The organism is Limnobacter thiooxidans (assembly GCF_036323495.1).
Classification (GTDB): Bacteria; Pseudomonadota; Gammaproteobacteria; order Burkholderiales; family Burkholderiaceae_B; genus Limnobacter; species Limnobacter thiooxidans.
In genome coordinates, this window is the sequence record NZ_AP028947.1 from 2,105,465 (window position 1) to 2,117,561 (window position 12,097).

9 protein-coding genes are annotated in these 12,097 nt (G+C 52.0%); 1 reads left to right on the forward strand and 8 read right to left on the reverse strand.

Annotated features, from left to right (window positions below):
* Positions 1–411 precede the first annotated feature (411 nt).
* Positions 412–1,998 carry an ABC transporter permease gene (locus RGQ30_RS09605; protein ID WP_298215758.1) on the reverse strand — a complete coding sequence of 529 codons (1,587 nt, stop codon included), beginning with the start codon at positions 1,996–1,998 and terminating at the stop codon, positions 412–414.
* Positions 1,999–2,147: 149 nt separating this feature from the next.
* On the opposite strand from RGQ30_RS09605, the gene RGQ30_RS09610 reads away from it, so the two are divergent.
* Entirely contained in the window at positions 2,148–3,200 is a 1,053-nt protein-coding gene (locus RGQ30_RS09610; RefSeq protein ID WP_298215760.1) for an ABC transporter ATP-binding protein, read from the forward strand.
* Positions 3,201–3,209: 9 nt separating this feature from the next.
* Here the strand turns inward: RGQ30_RS09610 and RGQ30_RS09615 are convergent, their stop codons facing one another.
* The 7 genes from RGQ30_RS09615 to RGQ30_RS09645 all read right to left on the reverse strand — a co-directional run bounded on the left by RGQ30_RS09615 (position 3,210) and on the right by RGQ30_RS09645 (position 11,912).
* Positions 3,210–4,037: a hypothetical protein gene (locus tag RGQ30_RS09615; RefSeq protein WP_130556124.1), complete on the reverse strand. Its 828-nt coding sequence runs from the start codon at positions 4,035–4,037 to the stop codon at positions 3,210–3,212.
* Positions 4,038–4,128: 91 nt separating this feature from the next.
* The gene (locus RGQ30_RS09620; RefSeq protein ID WP_130556123.1) at positions 4,129–5,637 is read right to left on the reverse strand and encodes a phage tail protein; all 1,509 of its coding nucleotides are present in this window, start codon (positions 5,635–5,637) and stop codon (positions 4,129–4,131) included.
* A gap of 132 nt (positions 5,638–5,769) precedes the next feature.
* Positions 5,770–7,452, reverse strand: a complete 1,683-nt coding sequence (locus RGQ30_RS09625) for a TolC family protein (protein ID WP_130556122.1) — start codon at positions 7,450–7,452, stop codon at positions 5,770–5,772.
* 7 nt (positions 7,453–7,459) lie between these two features.
* Positions 7,460–8,797: an HlyD family type I secretion periplasmic adaptor subunit gene (locus RGQ30_RS09630; RefSeq protein ID WP_298215767.1), complete on the reverse strand. Its 1,338-nt coding sequence runs from the start codon at positions 8,795–8,797 to the stop codon at positions 7,460–7,462.
* A 20-nt stretch (positions 8,798–8,817) separates the two neighbouring features.
* Positions 8,818–10,743, reverse strand: a complete 1,926-nt coding sequence (locus RGQ30_RS09635; protein ID WP_130556120.1) for a peptidase domain-containing ABC transporter — start codon at positions 10,741–10,743, stop codon at positions 8,818–8,820.
* 15 nt (positions 10,744–10,758) lie between these two features.
* On the reverse strand, positions 10,759–11,175 hold the full coding sequence (locus RGQ30_RS09640) for a hypothetical protein (protein ID WP_130556119.1): 417 nt from the start codon (positions 11,173–11,175) through the stop codon (positions 10,759–10,761).
* Between the two features lie 11 nt (positions 11,176–11,186).
* Positions 11,187–11,912, reverse strand: a complete 726-nt coding sequence (locus RGQ30_RS09645; protein ID WP_130556118.1) for an RNA polymerase sigma factor — start codon at positions 11,910–11,912, stop codon at positions 11,187–11,189.
* Positions 11,913–12,097 lie beyond the last annotated feature (185 nt).

A 12,097-nucleotide genomic window follows, 5' to 3' on the forward strand; every position in this document is an offset into this window, starting at 1 on the left:
CGCCTTGGCGGGCTTTCATCCCTTCTTGATTGCTGGCTCGGGGCATGCGAAACGCCTAAGGCGTCTTCGCGCAAGAAGCCTTGCCAATTTCACTTGGTCCTGACATTCAAGGCCCGCCCGCCGTTCTCCACCTCGCAATGGATTAGACGCGAAGCGGCTCCGCAAGACGCGTTAGCGTTTGCGGTATCCCTTGCAAGGTGGGAGAAGAACGGCCACCGCCACAACCTTCACGTTGGGCGGGGCTGTCGGGACAAGTGACATGGTAAGGCTTCGATGTGAGAGCCAAAGTGACACGGCAATGCTTAGAGGCGCAGGCCAAAGTTACGTGGCACGGCTTTGAAGTGCGAAGCGGAGCTGTCGGGACAAGTGACATGGCACAGCGTTGAAGTGCGAAGCGACGCTCCAGAGCTTTCAGCCGTTGCTTCTCGCCTGCTTCGCACCTTGTCGAATCAGCAGCAATATGGGCACCAATGCAATCATCACGATCATCAAAGCAGGGACAGCAGCCTCGGTAAGTCTTTCATCGGATGCAAATTGATAGGAAACCACAGCCAAGGTGTCAAAATCGAATGGCCGCAATACCAATGTAGCCGGCAATTCCTTGATGACGTCCACAATGACCAACAACATGCCGGTGGCCACAGACCCTTTCAGCACCGGCAAATGGACATGCCAGAGAACTTGTCGAGGCGTACGTCCCAGAATGCGGGCTGACTCGTCAATGTGACGGGTAATCTGCTGCAAACCTGAATCCACGGATTGCAATGCCGCCGAGGTAAAGCGCACATTGTAGGCATACACCAAGGCCAACACACTTCCAGTCAAGGCTGGGATTTGCCAACCCATGTCATAGGTAAAGCGGTCAATTGTGGCCAGGGGCAACAATATTGCAATCGCCAAAATTGCACCAGGAACACCATAGCCCAATGAAATCAAACGATAAATTGCAGTCACCCACCAAACCTGCGCTTGCCTTTTCACATACGCTAAAAAAACCGCAAGAAAAACCGCGACCAAAGCCGCAACGCCTCCCAGCAAGGCTGAATGATAGGCCCACTGGAAACTTCGAGCCCAGTCGATTGTGGTATCGACATGCGTGACCAAAGCCAGCAAGATGAAAACAGGCAATAAAAACCCCAAAATGACAGGCATTGCCGACAACACGGCTACCCACCAACCTTGTGCAGGTTTCAAACGCTTACGTTCAATGGTGCTACCTTTACCGGATTGCGTGTAGAACTGCGCCCTGCCCCTTGCCTTCGATTCGGATGCAATCAACACCAGCATCACGGCAAGAAGCATCACGGACAGTAAAGCCGCACTATCCCGGTCACCAAGATTCAACCAGGTGTTAAAAATGGCCGTAGTGAAAGTGCGCACGCCAAAATATGACAAGGCACCATACTCAGCCAAGGTTTCCATCAACACAAGTGTCAAACCGACAACCCAGGCGGGACGTGCCACAGGCAGACCCACTTTCAAAAAAGCGCTGGTTGCACTGTGTCCCAGCGAGCGCGCTGCGTCCAGCATGGAAGGGCTACGGCCCAAAAATGCGGTGCGCGCCATGATGTAAACATACGGGTACAACACAAAACTAAGCACCAGGATAGCGCCTGTTGTGGATCGAATTTCAGGAATCTTGAAGTCGCTGCCAAAAAGACCGCGCAAGTTGCTGGCCAACCAACCCGAGTATTGAAGCGCATCCGTGTAGGCGTAAGCAATCACGTAGGATGGCATGGCCATTGGCAGCAGCAGCAACCACTCCAGCCATTTGCGGCCAGGGAATTCATGCGCAGAAACCCACCATGCGGGCAGCACACCCATGGTGCTGGTCAGTACAACCACGCCAACACACAAATAAACAGTTTGTAAAACAAGGTCAGGAAGAATGGTTTGGGCAAGGTGAGCCAACACCTGCGGTGCCGCAACCAGGCTGGCGCCGGCCAAACCGATCAGATAGACGAACGGCAGCAACAGCAACAATGCCAGTAGTGCCACAGAAATGCGACTTCTCAACCCCAATGTAAACAAACAAACCGCCTGGACATGGCAAAATGGAAGTGAGAACGATTTTACTTTAAGTTCAAGCAGTTCACCGAAATCAAAGGTGAACTGCGTAGTAAACAGACATGGGCGCACTTGAAAAAATGAAGCAAACCCCCGCATTGAGCATCAGGAACCTCAGTATTCTTTACTCGGGCAGCAGCGTTTCGGCTGTGCGCGATGTCAGTTTTGAGCTGGCACAGGGCGAAATAGCCTGCCTTCTTGGGCCATCGGGGTGCGGAAAAACAACTTTGCTGCGCGCAATTGCAGGATTCTTGATGCCCAACCAAGGCACCATCGCCTTGAATGGTGAAAGCGCCAGCGAACCGGGGCGGGTTCGGAGCCCGGAAAAACGCAATGTGGGCGTGGTGTTTCAAGACTATGCCCTGTTTCCTCATTTGTCGGTAAGGAAAAACATCGAATTCGGTCTTCACAAACGAAGTGAGCCAGAAAAGCGGCACCGAAGCGGTGAATTGCTGGCCTTGATCGGGTTGGAAACTTTGGCTGATCGATATCCACATGAGCTTTCCGGCGGTCAACAACAACGCGTTGCGCTTGCACGCGCATTGGCACCAAAACCCACATTGATATTGCTGGATGAACCTTTCTCCAACCTGGATGTAGAGCTGAAAGAACGGTTGACTTTTGAAGTTCGGGAGATACTGAAAGCCGAAAACATGAGCGCTATTTTGGTCACTCACGACCAACATGAGGCTTTTAGCATGGCCGATCGAATTGGCGTAATGCATGCAGGCGAACTGCAGCAATGGGGTTCATCCTACAGCCTTTACCACCAGCCCAATTCACGCATGGTGGCCGACTTTATTGGTCAAGGCGTTTTCTTGCCAGGTAAAAAGACCGAACAGGGTTTGCAAATCGAATTGGCCCATTTGCGGTTAACTGAAGACCAATTGCCCCTGAACGACGAATTCGATGTACTGATTCGCCCTGACGACATAATCCACGACGATGCAAGCCCGATGCAAGCCATCGTGGTGCGCAAGGCCTTTCGTGGCGCAGATTTTCTATACACATTGATGCTTGAAAGCGGCGCGCACGTATTGGCTCTGGTACCAAGTCATCACAACCACGCGATTGGCGAACCCATCGGGATCAAGTTAGAGCTTGATCACGTCATTACCTTCGACAGGCTGTAAGCTGGAAAATCAGGAATAGTCGGTGGAACCTGGTGTCGAACCTGGGAAGCTGGTGCCCACATCCGTGGCCAATGCGGTGGAACTGATCGAAGTACCAGCGCCACTGGCCGAGGCAAAAAGTTCAGACACTTCCTGAATACCGTTGGGATTGGAAAAATCGAGCGTCAGTGGGAACGCCTCAGGGGAAGTGAACAATCCATCTAGCGTTGCTTCCAGCGCCAGTGAGTTACCCAAGCCTGAGAACTCATAATCAGAGAATTCACCAATATCAATCTGCATTGAGTCTAGAAGAGAGTAAGACTCTAGAGTCTCAAGCGATGCAACAGCCGAGTTGACATCGGTAGACAAATCACCAAACAAATCCTGGTTGATCGAATTCAAATCAAGAACCTGGGCTTGGATGTCTTGAATCAACTGGGACAGTTCGTCGTAGGCCAACTCGCCATTCATCGCCAACTGCAGCTTGGGCATAGTGCCAAGCAGTTCGGACTTCAAGGCATGAAGACTTGATTCGATATTCATGTTGTCCATTACGGGAGTTGGTTGGGAATAGGCCAGCAAACCTGGGTCTACACTGGCAATGCTGGTTATGCTTTCAAATACACCCGGGTCGCTGACACACAGATTGGAAACACAAAGCAGGTCTCCAAGGCGTGCGGATCCGGAGTCTTGATTGTTGATACCGTCCAGGTAAGTCAATTGAATTCTATTGCCACCGAATGAAGGCTCTGACCGATCGAAAAATTCGATTGTTGCCGCATGATCAAGCTCGAACACCCCAACAGCCGCTTGTTCTGGCTGCGTGCTTACTGACAAATGGATGGCAAAGTCGGACATGAATTCGATTCTTGATGGGCTTGGTTCCTATTTTATACGAAACACAATTCAAATTGGATTCAAATTCAGTACTGACTCAAATCAAGAGCCCCTACTTGTTCAAATCCAGCGAACCTAGAATCCCATCGAGTGCACCGCCTTCGGCACCCGCGTTGGATGAAATGCCGTTGTTGGACAAGCCTAACAGGTCGCCTCCATCGGCACCTTCAGGGCTATTGCTGAGCACGGAAAGCAAGCCGAGGTCTGGTAAAAGGCCATCTACTATATCGATTATCGGATCAGTAACTGGATCGGTGATCCCACCCACGATGTCGATGACAGGATCGGTAATACCACCCACGATGTCGGTGACAGGATCGGTAATACCACCCACAATGTCAGTGACTGGATCAGTAATCCCACCCACAATGTCGGTGACAGGATCGGTAATACCACCCACGATGTCGGTGACAGGATCCGTAATTCCACCCACAATGTCAGTGATTGGATCGGTGATTCCACCCACGATGTCGGTGACAGGATCGGTGATTCCACCCACGATGTCGGTGACAGGATCGGTAATACCACCCACGATGTCGGTGACAGGATCGGTGATCCCACCCACGATGTCGGTGACTGGATCGGTGATTCCACCCACAATGTCAGTGATTGGATCGGTGATTCCACCCACAATGTCAGTGATTGGGTTGATCACCGGACTCAAGTCCAGATCAGGGAGCGAGCCTACCAAATTAGAAATGTTGTCGAAAGTCGAATCCAGATTCAGCAAACTGCCCAGTTGGGGATTGTTTGCCACGTCAATCGAACCAATCAAATCGGTCAATGTGGACGACACTGATCCAGCATCATCAAAAATTGACACACCAAGGTCGGTGCTGGACAAACCGTCTTGCACGGCAATCTGACTTTCAATCTCGCCCGCCAACCCTTCAAAAATCGGGTCAAATGTGGTGTTGAGTAAATTGATCTGATCCGAAATGGCGTCAATGGCCGTCTGCAAGTCATCAGGGCTGGGATTCTGCCCAAGGCCAGCCATCAAACTCATCAAAGCATCGTTTGATTCGAAAACATCAGGAACGCCATTGAAACCCGACAACACAGGGTTGGCTTCCATAAAACTCGATGACATGGAATTGATGTTGGGGTCAACAGCACCTTTCGTCAACGGCATGTTGTCTTGAAGATTAAGGGGAACCAGCGAAAGGGCCTTATCGCCCGCAGCGGCCAGCACTGCGGAATCGCCAACTGCGCTTTTTCCAAAAGTGACAGGGGCAGCCGTTGCAATTTGTGCTGCCATCCCCATCGCACTGGTCAGGCCTGCCATGTCGGTCGCGGCGACAGCGCCTAACAGACCGGCACTTGAATAAGCTGGAGACAAACCTGGAAAGGAACTTCCGAAACTGTTTGATGTGGACGGCGAAGATTTGGTCGACGCATTGAAGTAGCTGGAACTTGCCCCAAGCGACTCAAATTCGCCCGCATTCAAAGTGGACTGCAGGAACTGCATGTTGTCCGCAGCAGGATTGGAAAAACTCTGCTCTGCCTGCTCTATCGCCCAATCTTCAGCACTGAAACCGGTGTTTTGACTGTCGTTGCCCATGTTTGCAATCCCCTTGGGAATACCCCGTTCAAGCCAGTTTGGCAGGAATCGTTTCCTGCAAACTGGTGAATTGAGGGTATAAATCGCATCTGTTCCACCAGTGTGAGCAACTTACTGACAAAAATCAATACTTTACCGATAGAAACGTGGATCCAGAACAGGTGCCGGCTTCAAGGCGGGCTTTAACTGCTTTTCAACATCACTGGCCTGAACCCGGCTCCGCTCGGAGTCTTTTTCAATTTGCAATCGCTGAGCAGGTGTCAGTACAAAGCCCGCTGCCTTGTTGATCTCTGTCTGGCTCACATCGAGGCCCAACTTCTCGGCAATTTTCTGGTCGGCTGGGCTGCTGGCTATGTCAGCGGTGTCTTTCAAACTGCTTTCAAGTCGGTCTCGCTCTGGCAGTTTGGAGAAAAACAACTGAAACCAGTCCCCTTCTGCACCCGGGGTAGGCATCATCAATCCCATGGCATGCATCAACCTGAAACTTGCATCGCGAGCATCGAATACCGCGTTGATGTAGGCAATCAACACGTTGAAATATTCAACCTGTGCATCAAGCATTACGATCACGGTCTCACGACCGAAATCCCGCAGGCGTTTTCTGTTCTTGAAAACCTGCAGCGAATCTGCATAGGCACCACGCAGGGTCACAGACCTTGACTGCCCTGCGGTCCACTTTCCCCATTGAAACCGCACGCTTTCTTCGGTACGAAGGCGTGCTGCTGCCAGTTGCGCACGGCGCGTGTCTATTGTCGCAGCGGCCTGATTGACACGAGCGACCTGCTCTCCACCAGAAAAAGCGTTGTACTGCAAGCGCAAGTTGACAGAGCTGTCGGTTTTGTCACCGGTAAAGGGATCGGGCTCACCGAAAAACTGCTGAATGCCCACCAGGTTCAAGGAAGGGTAAAGACTTGCTTCTTCAGCGGTGTAGTTGTGTCGGGATTTCACGATCTGGCTTTCAGCAACCCGAATTTCAGGGTTGGAAAACAGGGCCTTGGTCACTGCATCATCAACACGCGGCGGCAACATGGACCTGTCGATTTCCAGCTCAGGTACGTTATAACCCTCCGGGTACACACCAAAGTAACGAAAGTAGGTGGCACGTGCTTCTTCGAACTGGCCTTCAAAGTTCACTAGACGATCACGTGTCACAGCCAAACGTGCCTTGGCAAACTGTGCATCGGTCACGCCGCTTCCGCCCAACTCCACACGACGTTCTTCAAGTGCAAGCAACTGGGCCACGGCAGCTTCGGCAGCCCTTGAGGCTTCAACCAGCAATGCGTTCCTGGACAAGGTGCTGCTGGCCAGAAAACTTTCCAGTACCACATTCTGAATGGTCTGTACAAACTGGCCGTCTGCAATTGTGCCATCACTTTCTGCCGCCTTGATGCGCGCTGAAATACGGCCAGCTGTGTACAAAGGTTGCGTCACGGTAATGTCGGTAGACTGCCGATTCGTCACGGTTGAACTCGAACTTGCGTTTGCGCCTACTGCAATCTTGGGGAAATAGGCCGCCCTGGCACCATCTTCAATAAACTGCGAGGCATTTACGTTGATGCGCGAAGTCACAATTTCCGGATTGGTGCGCAACATGTTGAGAAAGCGAACCTTACTCAACTCTTCTTTGGACATTCGGGCTGCCTCTGAGGGCTCAATACGACGGGCACGAAACTCGTTGTTGTCGTTACCAATTGCCGGGTTAGTGGGCATTGGCTGCTGAGCACCTGCCGGCAAAGTCATTATGCTCGCGATCAGCGCGCACAGCGCATTTCGGGTCCATCGGGCCCGTCCAGGCTTGTCCAGTAGTGTTGTCATGGTTGCTTTAAGGTTCTCTGAAGGCTTCTTGCTTCAGCTTCAATACAGGTTTCAACAAATAATAAATAAAGGGCTGTGAACCAACGTTGATGTCAACATCAGCAGTCATGCCCGGAGATATGCGCAAAGGCGCCTCGGGTGTACCAAAAAACGCCTTGTCCGTGCTAACAATCAAGCGATAATGCGGCCCGGTCTCTTCGGTTCCAGGGTCCGTGTCCGCAGCAATCTGGGTCACTTTGCCTGGCAGGGTACCGTATCTGAGGAAGTCATAGGCCGACACCTTGACCTCAGAGGGTTGGTCCAGTGTCACATAGCCACGGTCAGCCGGAGAAAGGCGCGTTTCAACCACCAGAATTTCGTCCACAGGGACCACTTCCATGATAGGTTCGCCTTGGCGAACAACGTTGCCTACAGCCTGCAATTTCAAATTCTTGATAACGCCGTCAATTGGAGAGCGGATCACCGCACGGTCACGCTGATCACTGGCCCGGTTGATTTCGTCCTTCAAACTGGCAAGTTGGCGTTCAAGCGTTGTCAGCTCATCCGCAGCGCGTCGACGAAACTTGCCTTCTTCCTCAACCCGACGGGCGCGGCGTTCACCCACAGAGGCCTGTGCGGAAGAGATTGTTTGCCGCATGGAAGCAATCTCGGCAGTCAAGCTGTCGTAATCACGCTTCTTGGTCAAATACTCGAGCTGGGAAACCAGTCGCTCACGTACCAGTTCACGGGTAATTTCCAGTTCACGCAGCGTGGTCACAGCGCGATTTTCCAAGCCATCCAGCTTGGCTTGCAGTTCCCCTACCTTGCCCTGGTTGCCTTGCATCTGGCTGTCATTTACGCCCAAGATACCCTGCAGTTCAGTAACACGCGCAAAATAAGTGGATTGCTCCGTGCGGTACAAATCGGGGTAGTTGGCAACAATTTCAGAAGGGTACTCAGGCGTTTTTCCTGACGCTTCAGCAAGCAGGCGCGCCCTGCTCATTTCAAGTGCGGCACGGCGGCTTTGCAACTCTTCAATGTTGATACCGGAAGTGGCCAGATCAAGCTGCACCAACATGGCACCTTCCTTGACTACATCACCCTCCTTCACACCCAGCTCCTGCACAATCCCGCCTTCCAGATGCTGAATGGACTTTACGCGAGTTGATGGAATTACTTTGCCAGGGGCTGTCACAACCTGATCCACTCGAATGAACAGGGATGCAAACAGGGACACCGCAATAAAACCCAAAGCAACACGGCTTTTGGTGTCAAAACCCCCGCCACTGGGCTTGTAGAGTGTAGGAACCTCGTAAGGTTTGAGATCGTTTTTCCCGACCTCGGCCAATGCATTGTTGGACTTCATGATTTCTCTACCTTCACTCATCAGGCCTGCGCAGCCTTTCCGCCAGCGTCCGAATTGGTTTCAACTTCAGCAACATCATTGCCAAGCGTTCCCTTGATGGCCTCATTTCCCACCTGCGCAGCCGCTTTGGGTGCGGCAGGAACAGCCTTGGGCACAGAAATGCCATACAGTAACTTGAGCATTTCTGGTGTAGCACCCAAATGCAGCTTGGACGCTTTGTCCAGATAAATAATCTTGTCGCAAATCGACATCAAGCGAACCGAGTGCGTCACCATGATGATGGTTTTCACCGTAGCCAAGCTTTTGAATACAGCCATCAAGTGGGTTTCAGCGGCAAAATCCAGGTCGTTGGTGGGTTCGTCCAGCAACAATACAGGGGCATCGGATAAAAAAGCCTGGGTAATCGCAACCCGGCGACGTTGGCCACCTGACAAACGATTGCCACCTTCACCAACCTGGGTCATGTAGCCATCGGGCATTTTTGCAATGAATTCATGTGCTCCCGACCGCTTGGCAGCCAGCAAAATTTGCTCATCGCTGGCATCGGGGTTTGAACGACGCAGGTTTTCTACAATGGTGCCTTCGAACAGTTGCGACGTTTGCGGCAAAAATCCGATCCATTTTGCCAACTCCTGGCGTGAAAACTGCGACAGGTCGTATTCGTCCAGCAACACCCTACCCGATTGTGGCTCGTAGAGGCCCCGCAGCAACTTCAGCAAAGTGGACTTGCCTGCACCATTGTCTCCGGCCAGGCCATAAATACCGCGTGGACCAATTTGAGCGGACACGCTTTTTACCACTTCTTTTTGGGCACCCACGTGCTGGTAACTCACGTTTTCCAACCGCAGCGCACCCGAAGGCATGGGCAAGCTCAGCCCCGTGTGCTGTTTCTCTTCGTCCGAGCCAAACACTTTATTCAGGCGATCAGCCGCTTCGCGGGAATGCGCAATTGAACGCCAGTGGCCTGTCAGCGCAGCCAATGGCCCAATCGCCTTGGCAGCCAACATGTTTGAAGCAATCAAACCACCCACAGTCATCCATTGATTGATCACTGCAAACGCACCCACAGCCGTGATGGCCACGTTCACGCACAACATGATGGAAACAGACAGTTCCCGCTGGTCCTCCATCTCCCCGTTTTTCTGGAAAGACTCCTGGACCCACGAGTTGTAACTCGACACCCAAGCCCGCTTCGCCGACTCATCTTGCACCAAGCTTTTTATGGCTTCACGGCCTCGGCAAACTTCGGCCAGTACTTCGTCTCGACGACGGGCTCGAGAAAACTCTTCAACACGGCGCTTGCGGAATTCGCCGGCGCTGTACCAGGACAGCGCCGCCAGACAGGCCAACCCGATCAGCACGACCGGCAATACTGGCAACGCGATGGTCGCGATCAAGCCAATTGCGAGAATTGCAAAAGGCAAATCCAGAATGGTCATTGCAACAGCACCACTCCAGACCACGCGAACAGTATCGACGTCTTTAAACAGCGAATACCACGATGCAGTGGAGCGCGCTTCAAGCTGTCGAAGGGGGATAGACAGGATTTTGTTCATCAGTCGGCTGGCGATCTGGCCGTCAATCTTTACAGCGGCCACGCGCAATACCCGGGCCCGGAATGAGCGAAGTATCAGGTCTGCTGCCAAAATAATGCCCATGCCAATCAGCAAGGCTGTCAAGGTATTCAAACCAGAGCGATAAATCACCCGATCATAAACCTGCAGGGAAAAGATGGCTGGAAACAAGGCCACCAGGTTCACGAAGATGGACAAAAGGGCCGCACGCTTGAGCAAGGGCAAAGCACCCCGAATGACGCTTTCCACTGTCTTCGAATTATTGACGTCCAAGTTTTCAGACTCAGTCGATGAATCACCTGACTTTTCAGACTTCAAGCCGAAATTCCAGAGTGCCTCCAGCCTTTCTTTAAACAAATATTTAACCGACATTCAGAGTTCCTTGGATTAGACAGCGCCCGCCGATCCAGCCATGCGCAACTGCTGCGCTTTGAGCCTTTCAAGCAACACCAAATAAGAGGCAGTCAGACGAACAACCGCTGGCCTCATGGCCGCTAGTTGCTCACGGGTCAACCGCGACAGGGGATTTTCAAGTTTCGGACCGACTTCGGACTGCGAATCCAAAGCCTTGCACACACGCTCAAACACACTGCTCAGCGCAGCATCCACCTCTGCTTCCGACATGCTGGGATAAAGCACCTGAGGTTTTGAATCAATCAAGTTCAAACGCTCCTGCCAAGCCTGTACACATTTGGCTAACGTGGCATCCGCTTTCACGTGGTTCTCAAAGGCAGTGCGCTCGACTCCACGCATGACACCTAATACGTAATCTGCAGCCAGCCAGTTTTTTTCGTCATCAGTCATGGAGGGCCCTCTTATGCCAGATATCCAGATTGTTCAGCGTCTTTTCTACGCGCGTTGGCTTTTGCAACCAGCGTGACCAATCCTTCAGATTGAACTTCGTCGTACACAGTCTTGAGTTCCATCAAACCGCGCCGCACCCAGGTTTTCACCGTGCCCAATGGCACATTCAAATGCTCAGAAATTTCCGCATGGCTCATTCCATGGGTGTAGGCCAGTGTCAGCACCTGCCGGTACTTTCCGTCCAGGCGCTGCACGCAGGCCTGCATCACTTTGGTGGTCTCTTTGTCATCAGAACTGACCGAATGGGCTTCAAACACCAAGTCTGAGGAATCTTCATCCTGGTCTGCAAACTGGTCGATTGATATTGAATTCAGGGTATGGCTTTGTTGGGCAATCAAATCAAGCGCACGATTCCTTACCACCTGGTGCAACCAAGTTTCAGGCGCAGACAATTTGCCGTTGAAGGTGTGTGCATAACGCCACAAGCGGATGTAGGAATCCTGCAATACGTCTTGTGCTAAGCCCGGTTCGCGAACGATTCTCAACGCAACTGCAAACATTTTTCGCGACGTAAGTTGATAAAGCTCTTCGAACGCCTGTCGATCGCGATTTGCAATCCGTCCAATTAAAGAAGCAAGCTCTTCTTTCAACCTGGCTGTCCCCGCGATGTAGTCGTCTATGTAAGTGTTACGTACAGTTGATATCAATTTACAGTCGAGCTGGGCACTTGCTTCCATCAAAAAGGCCAAGTTTTAGGGCTCAAACCGCTGAATTGGGCTACTCCGCCTAGGGGATTTAATCCGCACCCTACCTCAGCCTAGGGATACTAGCAAAAGTTATGAATCCCGAACAGTACTTGCAATGTCTATTTACTTACATAGCGAGGCGAAACTTGAAGCAAGCCTGCGGGGCATTGCTAGTA